Genomic DNA, 18,895 nt, shown 5'->3' on the forward strand with positions numbered 1-18,895 from the left:
GTGCGGCGACATTACAAGCGTTGTTTTGAATTAGTGTCCAGGAGCAATGTAAGCTCTGGATGCATTAAGGATGCATTGAGATTTTTGGGTGCCATAATTTGCAATGCACCAGTTGCATGCGAGGCAACGGGGCCGGTATGTAGGGTCGTTCACCCACTTATTAGCCAGGTCTGGTTCAGACAGCATGGTGCGACCAAAACCAAATGCTTGAATATTCTTGGCATTTGAAAGAACTTCCTCCAGGAGTTTGGGGGAACGGTTACCACCGGTGACGATAAGGGGCACATCGACATGGTCACTGATGAACTTGGCATCATCGGCGAAGTAGGATTGATCTTTTTCTTGTTGGATGTCGGGGTGAAATTCACCCATACCACGAACCTTGTTGCCACCGCTGATGTCCAGGGCGGTAATGCCTCTCTTGGCCAGGCCTTTAGCGACAAACAGGTTCTCTTCCTGGGTGTTGCCACCGGCAAGGCTGCCAAGGTAGTCGCGTCCATGCACCTTGGCGATGATGGGGAACTCGGGGCCTACTGCTTGTCGAACGGCTTCGAGAACCTCGAAAGCAAAGCGGGCGCGGTTCTCGATTGGACCGCCATATTCGTCCTTACGGTCGTTGTAGTAAGGGAACAGGAACTGGCTCACCAGATAGTTATGGGCAAAGTGCAGTTCGATGGCATCAAAGCCAGCTTGTTTTGCTCTAACTGCGGCTTTAGCAAAGGACTCAACCGCAAACGCGATGTCTTTTTTGGTCATCACCTGATTGGGAATGGTGCCGTAGATAGGGTGGGGAACCTTGGAGGCACCATATACCTTGCGGCGGTCGACTCTGTAGTTGCTTTGTGGACCAACCATGGCAAGCTGTACGGCGATTTTTGATCCATGTTCATGGGCGTTCTTGACCACCTTTTTGTACAGGTTGATCTGGCTATCGTCGTAGAGTCCCGTACCGCCATTACCATATTGATCTTCAGGCAGGATGTAGGTCAGACCGGTGATGATTAAGCCGACGCCGCCTTCAGCCAGTTCGCGATGAACCCGCATTAAATCCTCTGTAGGATCGCCATCTACAGTCGCTCTGTATTGTGAGGTTGCAGATCGAATAATGCGGTTTTTCAGTGTCAGGGTGCCCAGGTGAGCTTGTTCGAAAAGTCCGCGGTTGGCTTTGATTTTGGCGTTGGCATTTAGGGAGATGGCAGCTGGTGCAGTTGCTACTGCCGCACCCATAAATTTCATCATTGTTCGTCGATTAATAGACATATTTACCTCGGGCGAAGTTATTTGTGACAGCTGGAATTAGCGCAACCAGTCAGGTTTTTATCTGATTTGTTATATTTCTTTTGGCTATCGTTATGGCATGAAATACAACGTACGGCGGCATCATTTTTGAGCTTGTTTTTTCCGTGGACAATTGAGTAATAAGAGTTGCTTTCTGACTTGTCTTCTTTTTTAGTCGAGTGACAGCTGGAGCATTTATAGGGCGTAAAACTCTCAACATTGGATTTTACTTTGTGATGGCACTGGGCACACTCAACCTGCTTGTGCGCCAAGTGATCAAAGGCAACGTGCCGAGAGAGTTGGTGCATAGGCAAGATGACATCTGGGCTCTCCTTCTTAATGTCTTCCCCCATAGCGCCGGCCCCTATAGATGTAAAAGTAAGGACCAAACCAATTATTGATAGCTTGATTTTCATATTGTTTCCATATTGATGGTGGATGTCCGATAGATTTCATCACTGTTGTGTTGATGTAACAACGCAGCTGGGGCAAAGCAGTTTTGCGTACAGACACTCAATTGAAATTCACAAAATACTCACAATCAGCTATTGACAATTGAGGGGCGTGATTGATTGATGGCGGGGAGTGTGTTTCGATTCATGTAAAGCGGAGATGGCAGGAAAGGGCTTTTCACCCGGCGCCGCAAATGTGTGATCTTCGTGGGTTTAGTTGAGATTAAAAACAAATTTTATGGGACGATATTTATCGCAGATTCCGTAATTATTAATTGGAATATTTTTCTTGATTCATGTGCACTAGATCAAGCTTCAGATTTCTAAAGGCAGATGGAATGGGGATAGATAAGCTAGTGAAAAGTGAGCAGCATTGCTAATTTGGCTTTCATTTAGCCTAATTGCTCCGATTTCATTCATTTGTTCTGAACTAAGAGTAGATGTTTTCCGGGGGCTGATGCCTCAGGATTTGGGGTTTTTTGATCCCCCTTTACGGGTAACAGTGTGCACGGAGCCTGTTAAGCATTATGCGAACTGGATCATTAACAAGAGGCCCATGTTATCACTGCCGATAAGGCATTGATCTATAAAGACCATAAGATGGGTGTCTTTGTAACGACTGCAGCGGCTACGAGAGAGTGGTTAGGCCTCCATTTTTACAGGTGAAGATCCACATACGAACGGTTACGTCGGTTCGGGATTGACCTGCCGGAACCCCCATAAAGCCCGCACCACTGTGGTGACGATGGCAAGACCCGTCAGCCCTGGCCGAGACCGGCGCCATCCTGCCAAGGGGGCACCCAGACAACGACGACGACAAAGCTTCGTGAGTCGAGCGGATTCACCGATAAATCGTACTCTAAAGCCAAACCAAGACACCGGGCTTGGCCGGTGTCTGATTTGATAAAGTGCGGGGCGTGAATCACATCCTCGCTCTCCTTGGTGCCCCTCCACTTTAGCCAGCGTTTCAAGACAGAGCCGATTGGCCGCAGTGCCCGGATTCGGGGAAATTATGAGGCCCGGACTTTGTGGCTCATCGATACGGTAACACTGGGGCGGTATTACCGTGCTTCAGGCCTTTCAAATGCGCCCAAATAGGCATTAGCGTTGCCGTGGTAGTGGGTACAACGGCCATAGTGAGAGGGTAGCTCCCTCTGACATTTTGAGCATTGACTCATAATCACTCCTTGAAATCCAATCGCACTCCTGTACGCGGCCTTGCCGGTGCAGCACCGGCTCAGTCAGTGTAAGGCGACATAGATCAAAGCAGCTATTTATCCGCCACTGTCTGGTAGACCTCACTGGCGCCATAAACGGTCATTCGGTGTTTACTGAACCGGGGGCTATTCAAAACAATCCAAACCGAAAATCATAATAATAAATAATCATAAATATCACATTTGATAATTTAACTGCTTCTGCAACTCTCTCTATACTGCTCCACATCGAAACAAGATATGCATCACCACAACGAATCTGGAGCACCCAATTATGAAAATGAGTCACGTAGGCATCATGGTCACCGACATGGACAAGGCCATCGAGTTTTACACCAAAGCACTGGGCCTGAAGATGGTCATGGGCAAGAGCGAAGTGCTGGAAGAGCGCGAGACCGCCATCGGTCGCATGTGTATCCAGGTATTCGGCGAAGGCTTTAAAGGCTTCAACATCGCCCACCTGCTGACCACTGATGGCATCGGCGTCGAGTTGTTTGAGATGAAGGATCGCCAGGAGCGTCACGAAGTCGACTTCTCCCGCATCGGCATCTTCCACTTCTGCCTGGAAACTACTGATTTTGAAGGCGTAATCGAAAAAACTATCCAGTATGGCGGTAAGCAACGCATGGACATTATGCGCTACCACCCGGAAGACGACAGCAAGCCGGCGAAGATGGTGTACCTGGAAGACCCGTTCGGCAACCTGTTCGAGCTGTATTCCCACTCCTACGCCGAAACTTACTCCTCTGAGTACGAGTAAATCGACAACTTCATCGAGTGAATCCAAGCCAGCACAATGATGCTGGCTTTTTACTGGCAAACAACCACCTTGACCATCTTAGAGAGGCCCTTATGGCACAACTCCTTCACACCATGCTGCGTGTTGGCGATCTGGATAAAGCTATCGCCTTTTACACCAACGTACTGGGCATGACACTGCTACGCCAGGTTGAAAACAAAGACTATAACTACACCCTTGCCTTCGTTGGCTACGGTGAAGAGAGCGAAGGGCACGCCGTTATTGAGCTGACCTACAACTGGGGCCAATCCAATTACGACCATGGCACCGCGTTCGGCCACATCGCCTTAGGTGTTGAGGACATCTACGCGGCCTGCGATAAGATTCGTGCTGCAGGCGGTAACATCACCCGCGAACCGGGTCCGGTACTGGGCGGCTCGACCCACATCGCCTTTGTGACCGATCCCGATGGCTACAAGGTTGAATTGATCCAGCAAGATTTGTCGTGATCAACTAATTCCGGACGGTACGTTAGGCTGATTCCCGGCTTGAACAGCTGCTCAGTGTCATCGCCAAGCAGTCGAGTTCTTTACGTCGCAGGCGCAGTCCATCAATACGACAGCTGGGCTTCAGGCGTGTTGAAGCCGCGCAGAATGTTGGCCAGGGTGATGAAGGCGAAGATGACGATCACCAGCGACAGGTGCCATGCCTGGCTTAAGCCCAGCGACACTAAAGCCATGCTGATAATGGAGGAGGCGATCATCTGCCCGCCCCCCGACATGGCGGCTGCCGCGCCGGCTTGCTGGCGATAGGGTTGCATCACCATGGCCAGCGAGCAGGGCAGGGCGATGGCATTGCCGATCACCATTAATAGCTGGCCGATCATCAGATACAAGGGATCCAGCGGACAAAAGAACAGCCACAGTGCCGAACACAGGTGAATGACCGGTGTGGAGAGCAGCATCGCCTTACTCCCGAAGCGGGGCCGGAACCGGTTGCACAGGCTGGCGCCGGCGATCATTCCCAGTGCGGGGATCAGTGCCCACAATGAATATTCGTCCGAGGTCATGCCCACCTGGTTCTGCATGATAAACGGCATGGTCGACACCGTGGTGATCATCAGGCTGAAGTTGAGCCAGCCGATGCTGGCAAAGCTGATAAAGTGGCGTGAGGCCAGCAGCTCCCGGTATTGCCGCAGCATCTTGCCCGGGGAGGGGATCGGCGACCGCTCGGTCAGGGTTTCCTGAAACCGCAGCGCGATGACGATCCAGGCCAAGGAGAGGTAGCCCAGTAGCGAGATAAACACCATGCTCCAGCCGAAGTGGAAGTTGATGAAGCCACCAATCACCGGGGCGATCACCGGTGTAATGGCGGCCACCATGGCGATGTACGACATCGCGGTCGGCAACTCGGCGCCGCTGAAGCGGTCACTGACCGAGGCCCGGGCCAGTACCGCACAGCAGCCGGTGCCCAGCCCCTGCAGGAAGCGGCCGATGACCATGCCGGAGAAGGCGTCGCCGAAAAGGATGATCAGTCCGAGTCCCATCATGGCGATCAGCAGTCCGGTGAGCAAAACCTTTTTTCGACCCAGGGCATCGGAGACGGGGCCGTAGATAAACTGGGAGGGCCCAAACCCGAGCAGATAGACACTGATCAGCAGCTGGGCTTGATCCATCGAGATGCCAAAGTCCTTGGCAATCCATGGCAGCGAAGGGAACACCAGCCCCATGCTGAATTGGCCGATGCTGACAATCAGGCACACCAGCAAAATGGATCTGAACAGTAAAGGGCGGCTCATGAGGCATCACCATCTGCAGCGGCCATGTCGCCCCGGCGTCGCAAACTGCCCTCGTCATCGACTTCACTTAGTCTGGCTTTTACCCGCTTGACCGTCGATAGGCTGACATCACACTGCTCCGCCACGCTTTGAAGGGTATGGCCATCCAGCAGCAGGGAGGCGATGTGTTGGTGTTTGGCTTTGTCGGCGGGCCGGCCGCGGAATTTTTTCTTCCACAACTCTGGCTGATCTTTGAGGGCATTTCGGCCCTGCTCGGCGGCATACAGGCGGTGCTGGGTTTGAACCTTATCGTATCCGGACAGCAGCAACAGCAGGGTGTTGGTCTGTTCGTTGCGCGGCTCGAGCCGAAGTGGTTCGCAGATCAGTTGCAGCGCTACGCCCTTGTCTAACAACCGGTTGACGGTAGCCAGTACCTGGTTGAAATCACGGCCAAATGCTGTCAGCCACCAGATAACCAGGGTATCGCCGGACTCCAGGGTGTCAAACAAGCGGGTGAATTGCGGGCGTTCGAACGGTGGTACCTGACCATGAATCGAGTCTTCGACATGCGCGGCACCGGGGAATGCCGCCGTCATGGTTGCTAGCTGCTCTTGATAGGCTCTGTTTTTGGGCGAATACCGGGTGTAGAGGTAGTGGGTCATGGCCTTTTCGAATGGTTCATTAGCTGTAATGGCTCATAAATATACAGGGGTTCATTAATTCGATCAACACCAAATGAACCAGGTGAGGGCAGGGAGGGGGCTTGTCTATGAATGTTTGGGCGTTATTTTTCAGCAGCAACGATGGGGAAAACATCGCCGACCAGGCAGTTAGGAGCGAGAGCTTTTATCATTTGAATTAAAAAAGCCCGACCCCACTGGTTGTGGAATCGGGCTTTTTGCGTACTGGCCGATGCATCGGCCACGGCCGTTTCCGGCTTAGAAGTAGTAACCGAAGTTGATGTTCAGGCGCTGATTGGTGCCGCCGTCACCCACCAGGGTGCCACCGATGAAGGGCTGGTTTTCCGCGACCACAAAATCCACATAGGTGAACAGGCCACCGGCGGTGATGGAGACACCGGTGACGTTCATAAAGGTGTCATCCAGAGACTGAGGCTTGTCGGTCATCAGGGTGTAGTCGTTGTAGAACGTCAGGTTGCTGATGGGGCCCAGAGAGACTGGAAGGTTGTAGGAGACGTTGGCGGTGTAGCTCAGGGCTTCTGCCGGAATCGAGTCGTAGAAGGCGTAGGCACCGACCACCATCTGATCGACGTCCATGCCATCGACGTCATACTCATAGCCGGTGACCTGCAGCTGTACGTTCCAGGCTTTGTAATTGATGATGCCGTGCACGGCTGCGGCCTGGTGGTCGCCGTCCATGTTGTTGTCGATCTCCAGTTGGCCATATTGACCTGAGGCGCCCAGCTCCAGTTGCACATCACTCAGATCGAAGGTGTGGGCGTAACGGAGGTTAAAGGTGTTGGTTTCACCCGCTTCCAGGCCGGGGGCATCGTAGATGCCTTCGTCAGCCAGACGAACACCGACGATGTCGTAGGAGTAACGGGCACTGCGATCCGACACATAGCCATCGAGGCCGCCCTGTTCGTCATTTTTGTAGAAGGCGATGTCCAGCTGGTTGTTCTGGTTCTTAAACTGGTAGTTCAGGCCCATGTCATAGTCGTCTTCCAGTCCGGTGTAGAAGTTGGAGCTGAAGAAGAAGCTGTGCGAGGCGTAGGGCAGGATACCGAACGGTACCTGGGTCACACCCACTTTACCGTTGTGCTGGTCGCTAAAGTCATAGCCCACCCAGGCGTGGTGCAGCACGTCCATGTATTGGTACCAGCGGTACTGGGCCGACAGGGTCAGATCGCCGATGCTGCCGTTGGCATCGAGCCGGAAGGTGTCAAAGTCGAAATCCCCGCCGCGATCGCCATTATCGTCATCGTACTCTTCGTAGCTGTACTGGAAGCGAACCGCGCCGCCTAGGGTAATGCCGTTGTCGTCCGCCGCTTCGGCCTGCTGCTGTTGCTGCTGCTCTTTTTCCAGGGCGTCAATGCGCGCTTTCAGCGCTTCAATTTCGGCATCGTTGGCCAGGGTCGGTGCCGATATCAGCAGTCCCAGGGCAATGGCGATAGGGGATTTCATCGTTGTACTTCCTTAACGAATTGAGTCGGAGGGGTGTGTGGTAGGTGTAATGCAACCGTAGTCAAAATGTTGCGCGTGCGGGTATGTTACTGAATTAATGATTAGAACTCAAATCAGTTTCTGGCGGCGGGGCAATAAAAAAGGCGGCCTGGGCCGCCTTGGAATGGTTAGAGTTCTATTTTTCGAGATTAGGAGACTGGATGTCCAACAGAGGGGCAGCATCCAGGTTTTCGGCGTCCATCATAAATGCAACACGTTGTAATGATGAGAGAATCTGTGTTTTCTCCCACTCCTTGAGGTTTTCAAACCGGTCGATGAACTTTTCGTGCAGCAGCGGTGGCGCCGAGGCCAGAACTTCGGTACCAGACGGAGTCAGCCTGGCGTTGACGATGCGTTTATCGGTTTGACTTCTAACCCTTTCAATAAAGCCGCGATCCTGCAATCGATTCAGGATGGTGGTCACCGTGGCGGCACTCAGGGACACCTCGTTGGAGAGGCGTCGTACGGTAACGTCTCCGAGGGTGTCGATGGAGCGCAGCACCATCACCTGAGGGATGGTCAGGCCGCAGGCTTTGATCATTCGTTTGGATTGCAGGTCGGTGGCGCGAATGATGCGCCGAAGCTCAACCAGGACTTCAGGCCAGTATTGCGAGTCAGACATAGCGATAGTTAATAAAAAACGTTGTTATCGGCCGAGTATATCTGCCACTCACCAGAACACAATTGATAACTTATCGTAGAGGAGCAAAGTGGCTAAAAAACGGCTGGGGCAGGGGAAGCCGGGGCAGTGCCCCTTGTCATTCTGGGGGGCAACAGGCATCACAGTGAAGCGGCACCGGTAACGGCCTGGGCGGTTATCTGGTGCCGCTTCACTCAATACAGCGGATGACTATGGCAGCTGGGTAAAGATCTCACCTTCCGGCAGGCGTGACTTTGGCAGCCCGGCGTTAAAGTCTGAGTCGTTACGATAGCCCAGGGCCACCATGGCCACGGCGGAATAGCCTTGCTCCAGCAATCCCAGCTCCTGGTTCAGTACCTTGGTGTCTACGCCTTCGATGGGCAGTGCGTCCACGCCCAGGGCCGCCGCCCCCAGCAGTACGGTGCCCATGTTCAGGTATACCTGCTTCTCCATCCAGTGTTGGGCGTCTTTAAGGTCGAAGCGATGCATATTGATGAACATGGTACGACCCATGTTAACCGTCTCTTTGAATGCCGGTTCTGCGAAGCGGCCATCCCGCTCTTCGGTTTCCAGCAGGTGCTGAATGTAGTCGTCGTTGATCTCGGTTTTGGCACAGAACAGAATCACATGGGAAGCGTTGAGAACCTTGGCTTCGTTGAAGCTGTACAGTCCCTGGGTGCCTTTGCTTAGTGTGGCGCGGGCCTCATCGGAGTGGGCAATCACAAAGTGCCATGGCTGAGAGTTCACGCTCGACGGGCTGTAACGCAGCAGTGCCTTGATTTGCTGGAACAGTTCATCTGGAATTTTCTTATTGGCATCAAACTCTTTGGTGGAATAGCGAGTTTGTACAACGTCGATAAGGTTCATGGGGGCGATCTCCTGATGATCGGATTAACTGAGGCTTGTGAGGTATAATAGGTGTACGCGTATTTAAAGCAAGTACGCACATTTTTGATACATAGGTACAAAATGGATACTGTTAAAAAGTGGCGCAGCAAAACCTATACGGGGGAGGGCTGCCCGGTAGAAGCGAGTCTGGAACTGTTCAGTGGCAAAGGCAAGGGGATGATTCTGTATCATCTGCTTGAAGGAACGCTGCGTTTTAATGAGTTGAAGCGGCGACTGGGCTCGGTTACCCAACGGATGTTGACCAAGCAGTTGCGGGAGTTGGAGGCGTCTGGCCTGGTACATAGGCAGGTGTATGCGGTGGTGCCGCCGAAGGTGGAGTACCGCCTCACCGACACCGGTGCATCGCTGGAGCCGATTCTGTTGGCACTGAAAGAGTGGGGTGAGGAGCATGCCTTACCGATTTTGCGCCAGCAGGCGAAGATACCGGCTGAGTCTTGAGTCTTCGCAAGAGGTCGGGGCTGGAGTTAGAACCCCAGGCCTATGGAATTGCTACTGAAGTGGGTTATCCCTTCACCTATCACTCCACTTAGATGGTCTTGAATACGAACCCGCAGAAGGTGCTTTCCTGGCGCCAGAATCGGTTTGCGAAACTGGGCGATGACCATCGGCATAGAGCAGAGTTCTTCCGCGGGAAACGGCGACTCTTTGCCGGCACTGCACTGCCCGGTTTGTTCGTAACTCCAATGGAAGTCGATCAAGGATATGGGCTCACCGTCAATGCTGGCCTGAATGTCGCTGTTCGTCAGGGTCGGAGTGATATCCGTTATCGCTTTGGAGATGCCGTCAACGTTCTTGTAATAGAGGCGGGGGAGTTGGGCGGCGGCCAGGTGCATGGGCCTGAACGCGGCAAACAATGAACGGGAGCCGCCATTGCTGGCCCATACCGACAGGGAATACACCTCGATGGTGTCGAAGGCGATGTTGATGGTCTGGTTTTCTGTTAATTGCAGGTTCCAGCCCCAGAATTCCAACTGAGTTTTTGCATATTGTGGCAGATCCAGGCTGTAAAGTGAGTTGTAGTGACCTGCGGGAATTTCGGCCCGGTAGCGACCGTTGGCATCGCATTTAAAGTACAGCGAGTCGTCATCGATAGTCCTTTATCAATAGATGGCTGATCGCCCTTGAGCGATCAGCCTACTTTATGCACTTTTTCTAAGCTATATCAAGCTTGTGTTGGCTCAGTACCGGATTCGAGCTACAACAGCCAGGCGTAGCTGAATTTGGCAAAGACGCTGCGGTCCAGCTGTTCCAGATTGTCGTCGAAGCCGTCGTTGAAGCGGCCATCGGCGTAGCCGGCGTAGAACACGGTCTGTGGATTGAGCTTGTAGCCGTAAAGCAGCTCGGTGGACAATATGCGGGTGTTTGGGTCCACTTCATCGAATTGATACAGGCCGGGGTCGCGCTCGATATCGCGGTAGATGGCGGTCAGGCGCAGGAAGTTGCGTACATTGAACTGCCAGCTCAGGCGCAGATCCGACAGATTGGCGGTAAACAGAGTACCGCCGTCCACCTCCAGCTCCCGCCACAGATGATCCAGCTCCACCACCAGTTGTGGCAGGGGTTGCCACTTGAAGTAGGGGTTAATCTGGGTGCGGGTGCCCAGTTGGTTGTTGGCAAAGTCGATGTCGTCGCCGTAGGTCAGGTGCAGCTCCAGCGCCAGATCGCCACGGGGAGTAAACTCGATATCGAGGCCGGCAAAGGTTTCGTCAAACATCGGCGCGTTGCCTTCGATGGCCAGATCCTCCTCCCGTTCGCGACGACCGCGACGCTCACGGGAGACCCCCCACAAGGCCAGGTAGCTCTGGTACTGCCCTTCGCCACTGAGGCGGAATTCGCTTTCCTGCTCCAGCCGTTCGCCAGCATTGTTGCGGGTTTCATCCACATCGCCGCCGAGACGAATCTTGTGGAAAAAGCCCTGCTGCGGGTACCAGGTGTAACCGCCGCCGGCGACCCCCTTGCCCCAGTCGGTATTTTCCACAAATCCAAGATCCGCCCGAAACTCGTCGTCGATGTAGCGATAGAGGGCAAAGCCGTCCCAGTTGCGGGAGTCGTGCTGAATCTCTGCCACCCAGTGGTAGCCATTCAGATCGGTCTGGCGGCTGCGGGTGGCCTGCTCGCCTTCGGTCTGATCCGCCAAATCGTCGGGATAGCGGGTGTCTGACCCCACCAACAGCAGCTCGGCGTAGGTCTGGCTGTTGAAGTCATAGCGGCCATCCACGCCGAAGGTGTAGTTGTGGTAGTCGTCGCTGTGGCGACCGGTGGAGATGGCACCGATGCTGAGCTGGTCGCTGTGGTTATAGCGGTAACGCAGGGCCAGGTTATCCGAGCGGCGATCCAGGCCGGCAATGTCGGAGCTGAGGTTACCGGGCAGCAGGAAATTGGTCTCCTCATCCCGGGTTTGCAGCAGGGCAAAACTGTGATCGCCGCGCCCGCCGGTCAGCTTGGTGCCGAACTCCGGTTCGGCCAGGTTGCGGGTGTGAATCAGGGTGCTGTAGGTCTCAAACAGATCGGCATTATCCAGATAAAACGGCCGTTTCTCCGGAAAGAACAGGGCAAAGGTGGTGTTGATGTCCAACTGGCCGGCATCTGCCTCGACCTGGGAGAAGTCCGGGTTGATGGTCAGGTTAAACAGGGTGTCCGGAGTCAGGTTCCAGCGCAGATCGCCCCCCAGATCCACTTTATCGGCCTGCTCCCATGGCTGGCTTGGGCCGGCGCGCTCTTCGTCCCGCCTCAGGGTCAGTGACGGGGTGATCTGCAATTGACGGCTGGCGGTGAGGTTGTCCAGGCCGGTCATCTCGCTCATCTGGCAAAGGGTGCAGGCGATGTTGCGATCCAGCTCGGTGTTGGATAGACGGTAGGTTTTGTCCCTGGGCCAGAAACGCACCAGCTCAATGCCCCAGGTCTGGTGCTGGTGGCTGTCGTCGAAATTGAACATGCGCAGCGGCAGGGCCACTTCGACCACATAGCCTGCGTCGTTCTGCAGGCCGGCGCTGTACCAGATGCCGTCCCAGGCGTCGCTCTCTTCACCGGTGAGCTCGTTCTCGATGGAGTCCTGCTGGACACCATACGGGTTAATAAAGAACTGGTAGGCCAGTCGCCCCTGATTCCAGGTATCCAGCTTGATTCCCACCATGTCATCGCCCCAGGCTTTGTCACGATCGCTGAGGTTGGCCCGAATGGCCGACGGGTTCGGATCCAGGGCTTCAAATGCCACATACAGGGTGTCTTTGTCGGCGGTCAGCCAGGCGTGGGTGGTGACCGGTGCCGGGGTGTTTTCTCCCGGCCGGGTTTCGATGCTGAGTTCGACCTGGCGGGCCGTTGCCCAGGCCGGTTCATCCAATTTACCGTCGATGCGGATCGGGCTTTGGTGGTTGGGAACCTCGATGGCAGCGAGGGCGGGCAGGGAGCAGCTTATTAGTATTGTCATTGCTGCCGAGCGGATTGGCATTGTGTTGATTCCATGTAACAAGAAGGCTGCGCTATGGTGCCATAGCGCAGCGGCTGCATCGAGTCGCCCTGGTAAGGATTTGTTACTTTTGGGTTATCGGTCCGTCAATGGCCGGGTCTGGTCCCGGCTTATCTCCTTGGTCTAAATCATCGGCAGAATAACTCAATCCTTTTTTTCGCTTAAGGTGAATATTGGGGCCGGCGCCAACGACGTTAGCGAGGCTTGCCAGTTTGGCCACTGAGTGCCAAGCTGATGATAAGTACAGCCATTACTGCAGTTGGCTTGGGAAAGTGCAAAGGCGCGCAGGAGGCGAACATGCTGGAGTTGAATCAAACCGGCCTGGTGCTGGTAGATGTGCAGGGGCGACTGGCAACCCTGGTCCACAACAGCGAGACGGTGCTGAACCGGTTGAGGGTGTTGCTGCAGGCGATGCGGCTTCTGAATCGGCCGGTGCTGTGGCTGGAGCAAAATCCGACAGGTCTGGGGCCAACCCATCCGATGCTGGCGGCGGAATTGCTGCACAGCCACCCGGTGATCAAGCACAGCTTTAATGGCTGCCGGGAAGCGGCGGTTACCAGCGCGCTGGCGGGGCACGATTGCCGCCAGTGGCTGGTGTGCGGCATCGAGGCGCATATCTGTGTCTACCAGACGGCTCGCGGCATGGTGGATGCGGGCTATGAGGTGGAGGTGATCAGCGATGCGGTATCGAGCCGGGATCCCGCCAATCTTGCTCTGGCACTCACGCGGTTGGCGGCATCCGGAGTGGCTTTGACGAGCGTGGAGATGGCACTGTACGAGTTGATGCAGGATGCGAACCATGAAGCGTTTGATGCCATCCTGCCGCTGGTCAAATCCCTGTCCTGAGAAAACGAAAGGGGGCCTGGTGGCCCCCTTTGTTAACGAATGATGTCGTTGCGGAACTTGTCCACCCACATGGCGGTGGCACCGCAGATGGCTACCGGCATCACCACCAGGTTAACGATGGGGATCATGGCAAACGCCGCCACGGCGGCACCAAAGGTAAAGGAGGGGCCTTTACGGGCGCCGATGGCGATGCGCATCTCACCAAAATGAACTTTATGGTTATCAAAAGGGTAATCCAGGTACTGGATGGCCATCATCCAGGCGGTAAACACAAACCACACCACCGGGGCCACCGTCTGGCCGATACCGGGTACCACAAACAGCAGTAGCAGCACCAGCGCCCGTGGCAGGTAGTATTTCAGTTTCTGCCACTCTCGTCCCAATACCCGCGGAACATCTTTAATGACATCCACAAAGCCATCGTCGTTGATGCGCTTACCGGTGAGGCGTCGCTCCACCTGCTCCGCCAGAATGCCGTTGAACGGCGCGGCCAGCCAGTTCATGGCGGAACTGAAGATAAAGGAGAACACCACCAGCACCGTCACTACGGCCAGGGGCCACAGCGCCCAGTCCAGCCAGTCTAGCCAGGTCGGCAGGCTGGCCATCAGCTCGGTCATCCAGCCGGACAGTTGTTGAAACAGCCAGTAAAAGGCGGCGGCAAACAGCACCAGGTTGATGCTGAGCGGAATCAGGACAAAGCGTCGCAGCCCCTTGGTGCGGATAAGCTCAAAGCCTTTGATGAAGTAGCTGGCGCCGCTGGCGCTTTCTGGCATAACAGGACGATTCATAATCTCTGCTGAAATAATCGATAGTTAACCCCATTTTGAGTGCTAAATGCGTAAAAGGTCAACAACCGGGTTGTTGCTGGCTGTTACAAAAGCGGGCCGCATTTGGTACAGTGCCTTATTGAGCTTTTTCCTTGAAATTGTTGAGTATTTAATCGTCGCATGCGACTCAAGCAGATAAAACTGGCGGGTTTTAAGTCATTTGCCGATCCCACCAGAGTCCCTTTCCCGTCTCAGATGACCGCCATTGTCGGTCCCAACGGCTGTGGCAAATCCAATGTTATTGACGCCGTTCGCTGGGTGTTGGGGGAGAGTAGCGCCAAAAATCTGCGTGGCGACGCCATGACCGACGTGATCTTCAATGGCTCCGGCTCCCGTCCGGCCAGCTCTTTGGCCAGCGTTGAGTTGGTGTTTGATAACGAGCAGGGGCGCTTAGGCGGCCAGTTTGCCACCTTTAAAGAGGTGGCGATTAAGCGCCAGGTCAATCGCGATGCTCAATCCAGCTATTTTCTTAACGGCAATAAATGCCGCCGGCGCGACATTACCGACATCTTTATGGGCACCGGCCTGGGTCCCCGCAGTTACGCCATCATCGAACAGGGGATGATCTCCAGATTGATCGAATCCCGGCCGCAGGAGCTGCGGGTGTTCATTGAAGAGGCGGCGGGGATCTCCAAATACAAAGAGCGGCGCCGGGAAACGGAAAACCGCATCAAGCACACTCGGGAAAACCTGGAGCGGCTGGCGGACGTACGCATTGAGCTGGGCCAGCAACTGGAACGCCTGCAGCGCCAGGCCGATGCTGCCCGTCGCTACCGCAATCACAAGGCCAATGAGCATACCCTGCAGAACCAGCTGTTGGCGCTGCGCTGGCGCGACGTCAGCGATCGCATGACGGCGCTGGAAGCTCAGTTGGCACAGAAACAGACCGAACACCGCCAGTGTCAGGAGGCGCAGCAGGGAGACCTCAGCGCGCTGATGACGCTGGAGCAGTCCCAGAGTGATCTCAAGGCCAGGCTGGATCAGCAGCAGCAGGGGTTGTTTCGCATCAGCAGTGACGTAACCCGGCTGGAACAACAGATCCTCCATGGCAAACAGCGTCATCAGCAGTTGCAGCAGGAGCGCGATCGCACCGTCGAGCAGTTGGCCGGGGACGCTCAGCAGCGGGCCCGCCTGAGTGCCGAGCGGGATGATCTGGATCAGCAGAGCGAACAGCTGGAGCCGGAGCTGGAGATGGCTACCGAAGCGCTGCAGGCGCTGCAGGAACAACTGGAGAGCCGTCAGGAGCAGGCGCTGGTGCAACAGCAGCAGCAACAGCAGCAGCAGCACAAGGTGTCGGAGCTGACCCGTCAGCACGACGTCATCGCCGAACGTCGCCTGGCGCTGGGGCGTGAGCAGACCCAGTTGCAGCAGCAACAGGCCCGCATTCAGGACCGCATGCCAGCCGGAGACGGTGAGCTGGAGCGCCAGCTGCAGCAGGCCAGCGAACAGCTTGAGCAATTGACTCTGGAACAGGCCCAGGCAGAAGAGGACAAACGCCAGCGTCAGCAATGGCTGGCCGAGTGCGAGCAAAGCGTCTTGCAGGGCCGGGAGCAACTGTTGGCTCTGCAGCAGCAACTGGGCGAGCGCCGGGCACGCCGTCAGGGCATCGAAACGCTGCTTGGTGGCCTCAAACAGTCATTGCCGGTGCCCTTCGATGGCCTGCCACGGCTGTGGCAGCAGCTGGAGATCGACAGCCACTGGCAAGGGGCGCTGGAACTGGTGCTGTCGTCCCTGCTGCAGGCCGTCGTGATTGGGGATGACGGCGATCTGGCCGATATTCCCGCTGCGGTGACCGCCCTGCAGCCCAATGATGCCAAGGTTCCGGAGTCAAAGGACAGCTTGTTGGCCAAGGTGGCGTCGCCACTGAACCTGTCTCCCTGGCTGGCCAGGGTGCATTGTGCCGACTCTCTGGCCGAGGCCAGGCAGCGCCTGGCGCAGCTGGACAGTGACCATAGCGTGGTGACGCCGGACGGCACCTGGCTGGGCCATGGCTTTTGCCGCCGCGCCGGTGACAGCCAGCCGTCGGTACTGAACCTGGCGGAGGAGCTCCAGGCCCTGACCCAGTTGGAGACCGATGCGGATCAGCAACGTCAACAGCAGCAGCGGTTACTGACCGATACTGAACAACAGCACAGCCAGGCCAAGCAGCAACTGGCGGACACCGAGCAGCGGTGGCGACAGGGCCAGACCGAGTTGGTTCAGGCGCAGATGCGTCGGCAGCAACTGACCCACCAATGCGAGCATCAACAGCAACAGCGCCAGCAGGCCCAGGAGCAGCTGATGGAGCTGCAGGACACCGCCGAAACACTGGTGGAGCAGAGTCTGGATCTGGAGCAGCAACAAGCGCTGGTGGCGGAGCAGTTGCACGAACAGCGGACGCAATCGGAGCGAGATCAGGAGGGTTGGAGCCGCGCTGCCGCCGAGGTCAGCCAGTTGCGCCAGCAGCTACAACAGCGCCAGCAGCAACTGCAGCAGATGACGCTGGCCCAGCAGACGCTGATGACCCGCCGCCAGGGTGTCGAGGCGCAGTTGGCGCAGCAGCAGGACAATGCCGGTATCTGGCAGAGCCGCCTGGAGGAGGCCGAGGAGGCCAAGCAGGCGTTGCTGGAGCCGTTGGGCGAGTGGCAGATGGCCCTGGAGCAGGGGCTGGAGCAGCGCCACGAGCAGGAGCAGCAGATCGCCGCGGTCAATGAACAACTGGCAGAGGTCGAGCAGCGCCTTGCCAGCATCAATGACGCCAATCGAGGCCAGATTGAACGGTTGACGGCGCTGGCGGAAACCATCACCGAGCTGAAAATGGAGCACGAAGGCTTGCGGGTGCAGGCTCAGGGCCAACTGGATCTGCTGGCTGAGGCCGAGGTGTCACTGCAGCAGGTTCTGCATCAACTGCCGGCGGATGCGGCGGTGGATCAGTGCCAGGAGCAACTGGCCAGGGTTCGGGAGCGCATTAAACGCCTGGGTGCCATCAACCTGGCAGCCATTGAAGAGTTTGAGCAGCAGTCCCAACGAAAAACCTACCTGGATGAACAGGATAAGGATCTGACCGAGGCACTGGAGACGCTGGAAACGGCAATTCGCAAGATCGATCGCGAGACCCGACAGCGCTTCAAAGCCACTTTCGATGAGGTGAATGGCGGCCTGGGAGAGCTGTTCCCCAAGGTGTTTGGCGGCGGCAGTGCCTACCTGGCTCTGACCGACGACGATCTGCTGGAGACCGGGGTGACCATCATGGCCCGGCCACCGGGAAAGAAAAATGCCACGATTCACCTGTTGTCCGGTGGTGAAAAGGCGCTGACCGCTTTATCATTGGTGTTTGCGATCTTCCGCCTGAATCCGGCGCCATTCTGTATGCTGGATGAAGTCGATGCGCCACTGGACGACGCCAACGTCGGCCGATTCTGCCGTTTGGTAAAAGAGATGTCGGAGACGGTGCAATTTATTTATATTAGTCATAACAAAGTCAGTATGGAGATGGCTGACCAGCTGACCGGGGTAACCATGCATGAGCCTGGCGCGTCACGCATCGTTGCCGTAAACGTAGAAGAAGCCGCTGCAATGGCTCAATTGTAATAACAACAAGGTTTAGCATCAGTATGGATGATTTTCGGATTATTTTAATTGTCGTTGGATTGCTGTCGATTGTCGGCTTGCTGGCCCATGGCCTGTGGTCGATTCGAAGGCAACAGCCGCGCAAGATGAAGGCTCGTCCAATGTCCTCCATAGACGCCGATCGCAGTGTCGATGCCCAGGGCTTTGATTCCGACGGCGTTGGACGGGTGCGCACCATCAGCAGTCACGAGCCCACCACCGAGCCGCAGGAGCGCGAACCGACCCTGTCCATGGAGCCGGTGATCAGCAGCGCCTCTGAGCGCCAGGAGCCGGATCTGTTTGCTGATCAGGATCTGCAGCAACCTGAGCCTGAGCCAGAGGCCCCCAAGATAGTGCGCAAGCCGGCCATCAAATCTGAGCCTCAGGGTGAGCAGATTGAGCTGGGGCTGGCGGGTGAAACGCAGGCCCAGGAAGCACAGGAGGCCGTCGTCGAGGTTGGAGAGATGGCGCCTCTGCTCAGCGCCGAAGAGCTGAAACAGCCGGAGCCCGAGCCGGAGCCTGCGGCCGTGATCCAGCCGCCGGAAGACGTGCTGGTGATGCATGTGGTGGCCGCCGAAGGTCAGTTGCTTCAGGGGGCCGAACTGCTGCATAACTTCCTGACGCTGGGCATGAAGTTTGGCGAGATGAACATCTTCCACCGTCATCAGGACAGTGCCGGACGCGGCCCTGTGATGTATTCCCTGGCCAACATGGTCAACCCGGGCACCTTTGAGCCGGACACCATGGAACAGTTCGAGACCGAAGGGGTATCGCTGTTTATGACCCTGCCGAATCAATGCGATGAGACCGTAGGCTTCTCCATGATGCTGGGCGCCGCCCAGGCGCTGGCGGACATGCACAAAGGTCAGGTGCTGAACGACTCACACCAGCCCTGGGATGAACTGAGTAAAGATCGCTACATGGGTCGGATTCAGAAGTTCGACTGCCAGCCGGCCTGATCCCGCTTCTTACT

General features: G+C 56.0%; 16 protein-coding genes. 6 read left to right on the forward strand and 10 right to left on the reverse strand.

Annotated elements, in window-relative coordinates; genetic code table 11:
- Nucleotides 1-30 precede the first annotated feature (30 nt).
- Both BLT77_RS11225 and BLT77_RS11230 read right to left on the reverse strand, forming a co-directional pair.
- Nucleotides 31-1,239, reverse strand: a complete 1,209-nt coding sequence (locus BLT77_RS11225; protein WP_176819291.1) for an NADH:flavin oxidoreductase — start codon at nt 1,237-1,239, stop codon at nt 31-33.
- A gap of 38 nt (nt 1,240-1,277) precedes the next feature.
- Nucleotides 1,278-1,694, reverse strand: coding sequence for a cytochrome c3 family protein (locus BLT77_RS11230; RefSeq protein ID WP_090365359.1), 417 nt, complete (start codon nt 1,692-1,694; stop codon nt 1,278-1,280).
- Between the two features lie 1,527 nt (nt 1,695-3,221).
- Here BLT77_RS11230 and BLT77_RS11235 point away from each other — a divergent pair.
- Both BLT77_RS11235 and gloA read left to right on the forward strand, forming a co-directional pair.
- Complete coding sequence (locus BLT77_RS11235; RefSeq protein WP_028111076.1) at nt 3,222-3,707, forward strand: VOC family protein; 486 nt, start codon at nt 3,222-3,224, stop codon at nt 3,705-3,707.
- Between the two features lie 92 nt (nt 3,708-3,799).
- Nucleotides 3,800-4,195, forward strand: coding sequence for a lactoylglutathione lyase (gloA, locus tag BLT77_RS11240; RefSeq protein ID WP_090365360.1), 396 nt, complete (start codon nt 3,800-3,802; stop codon nt 4,193-4,195).
- Between the two features lie 101 nt (nt 4,196-4,296).
- Here the strand turns inward: gloA and BLT77_RS11245 are convergent, their stop codons facing one another.
- The 5 genes from BLT77_RS11245 to nfsB form a co-directional block, all read right to left on the reverse strand.
- Entirely contained in the window at nt 4,297-5,484 is a 1,188-nt protein-coding gene (locus BLT77_RS11245; RefSeq protein ID WP_090365361.1) for a multidrug effflux MFS transporter, read from the reverse strand.
- Complete coding sequence (locus BLT77_RS11250; RefSeq protein WP_090365362.1) at nt 5,481-6,125, reverse strand: recombinase family protein; 645 nt, start codon at nt 6,123-6,125, stop codon at nt 5,481-5,483. The genes BLT77_RS11245 and BLT77_RS11250 overlap by 4 nt, the downstream gene beginning before the upstream one ends.
- A 276-nt stretch (nt 6,126-6,401) precedes the next feature.
- A complete protein-coding gene (locus tag BLT77_RS11255) occupies nt 6,402-7,607 on the reverse strand; it encodes a hypothetical protein (RefSeq protein ID WP_090365363.1) in 1,206 nt (401 codons plus the stop codon).
- A gap of 175 nt (nt 7,608-7,782) precedes the next feature.
- Nucleotides 7,783-8,268, reverse strand: a complete 486-nt coding sequence (locus BLT77_RS11260; protein ID WP_090365364.1) for a MarR family winged helix-turn-helix transcriptional regulator — start codon at nt 8,266-8,268, stop codon at nt 7,783-7,785.
- A 228-nt stretch (nt 8,269-8,496) separates the two neighbouring features.
- Nucleotides 8,497-9,153, reverse strand: coding sequence for an oxygen-insensitive NAD(P)H nitroreductase (gene nfsB / locus BLT77_RS11265; RefSeq protein WP_090365365.1), 657 nt, complete (start codon nt 9,151-9,153; stop codon nt 8,497-8,499).
- A 102-nt stretch (nt 9,154-9,255) separates the two neighbouring features.
- On the opposite strand from nfsB, the gene BLT77_RS11270 reads away from it, so the two are divergent.
- Complete coding sequence (locus tag BLT77_RS11270) at nt 9,256-9,633, forward strand: winged helix-turn-helix transcriptional regulator (protein WP_090365366.1); 378 nt, start codon at nt 9,256-9,258, stop codon at nt 9,631-9,633.
- Nucleotides 9,634-9,659: 26 nt separating this feature from the next.
- On the opposite strand, the gene BLT77_RS11275 is transcribed toward BLT77_RS11270, so the two are convergent.
- Together BLT77_RS11275 and BLT77_RS11280 are read right to left on the reverse strand one after the other, a co-directional pair.
- Nucleotides 9,660-10,166, reverse strand: a complete 507-nt coding sequence (locus tag BLT77_RS11275) for a hypothetical protein (RefSeq protein WP_090365367.1) — start codon at nt 10,164-10,166, stop codon at nt 9,660-9,662.
- 224 nt (nt 10,167-10,390) lie between these two features.
- Nucleotides 10,391-12,622 (reverse strand): carbohydrate binding family 9 domain-containing protein, encoded by a 2,232-nt coding sequence (locus BLT77_RS11280; RefSeq protein WP_176819292.1) that lies wholly within the window; start codon nt 12,620-12,622, stop codon nt 10,391-10,393.
- Between the two features lie 336 nt (nt 12,623-12,958).
- Between BLT77_RS11280 and BLT77_RS11285 the strand changes: the two genes are divergently transcribed.
- On the forward strand, nt 12,959-13,507 hold the full coding sequence (locus BLT77_RS11285; RefSeq protein WP_090365369.1) for an isochorismatase family protein: 549 nt from the start codon (nt 12,959-12,961) through the stop codon (nt 13,505-13,507).
- A 32-nt stretch (nt 13,508-13,539) separates the two neighbouring features.
- Here BLT77_RS11285 and cysZ read toward each other — a convergent pair whose 3' ends face one another.
- Nucleotides 13,540-14,295 (reverse strand): sulfate transporter CysZ, encoded by a 756-nt coding sequence (gene cysZ, locus BLT77_RS11290; protein ID WP_090365370.1) that lies wholly within the window; start codon nt 14,293-14,295, stop codon nt 13,540-13,542.
- 159 nt (nt 14,296-14,454) lie between these two features.
- On the opposite strand from cysZ, the gene smc reads away from it, so the two are divergent.
- The gene (gene smc, locus BLT77_RS11295) at nt 14,455-17,904 is read left to right on the forward strand and encodes a chromosome segregation protein SMC (protein WP_090365371.1); all 3,450 of its coding nucleotides are present in this window, start codon (nt 14,455-14,457) and stop codon (nt 17,902-17,904) included.
- A 23-nt stretch (nt 17,905-17,927) separates the two neighbouring features.
- Nucleotides 17,928-18,881 (forward strand): cell division protein ZipA, encoded by a 954-nt coding sequence (gene zipA, locus BLT77_RS11300; protein ID WP_090365372.1) that lies wholly within the window; start codon nt 17,928-17,930, stop codon nt 18,879-18,881.
- The last annotated feature ends 14 nt before the right edge of the window (nt 18,882-18,895 follow it).

It is taken from the genome of Ferrimonas sediminum (genome assembly GCF_900100175.1).
GTDB lineage: Bacteria > Pseudomonadota > Gammaproteobacteria > Enterobacterales > Shewanellaceae > Ferrimonas > Ferrimonas sediminum.

Coding starts and splice junctions, on each gene's coding strand:
- BLT77_RS11225 (WP_176819291.1), bottom strand. CDS start 1,239: ATGATGAAATTTATGGGTGCGGCAGTAGCAACTGCACCAGCTGCCATC.
- BLT77_RS11230 (WP_090365359.1), bottom strand. CDS start 1,694: ATGAAAATCAAGCTATCAATAATTGGTTTGGTCCTTACTTTTACATCT.
- BLT77_RS11235 (WP_028111076.1), top strand. CDS start 3,222: ATGAAAATGAGTCACGTAGGCATCATGGTCACCGACATGGACAAGGCC.
- gloA (WP_090365360.1), top strand. CDS start 3,800: ATGGCACAACTCCTTCACACCATGCTGCGTGTTGGCGATCTGGATAAA.
- BLT77_RS11245 (WP_090365361.1), bottom strand. CDS start 5,484: ATGAGCCGCCCTTTACTGTTCAGATCCATTTTGCTGGTGTGCCTGATT.
- BLT77_RS11250 (WP_090365362.1), bottom strand. CDS start 6,125: ATGACCCACTACCTCTACACCCGGTATTCGCCCAAAAACAGAGCCTAT.
- BLT77_RS11255 (WP_090365363.1), bottom strand. CDS start 7,607: ATGAAATCCCCTATCGCCATTGCCCTGGGACTGCTGATATCGGCACCG.
- BLT77_RS11260 (WP_090365364.1), bottom strand. CDS start 8,268: ATGTCTGACTCGCAATACTGGCCTGAAGTCCTGGTTGAGCTTCGGCGC.
- nfsB (WP_090365365.1), bottom strand. CDS start 9,153: ATGAACCTTATCGACGTTGTACAAACTCGCTATTCCACCAAAGAGTTT.
- BLT77_RS11270 (WP_090365366.1), top strand. CDS start 9,256: ATGGATACTGTTAAAAAGTGGCGCAGCAAAACCTATACGGGGGAGGGC.
- BLT77_RS11280 (WP_176819292.1), bottom strand. CDS start 12,622: ATGACAATACTAATAAGCTGCTCCCTGCCCGCCCTCGCTGCCATCGAG.
- BLT77_RS11285 (WP_090365369.1), top strand. CDS start 12,959: ATGCTGGAGTTGAATCAAACCGGCCTGGTGCTGGTAGATGTGCAGGGG.
- cysZ (WP_090365370.1), bottom strand. CDS start 14,295: ATGAATCGTCCTGTTATGCCAGAAAGCGCCAGCGGCGCCAGCTACTTC.
- smc (WP_090365371.1), top strand. CDS start 14,455: ATGCGACTCAAGCAGATAAAACTGGCGGGTTTTAAGTCATTTGCCGAT.
- zipA (WP_090365372.1), top strand. CDS start 17,928: ATGGATGATTTTCGGATTATTTTAATTGTCGTTGGATTGCTGTCGATT.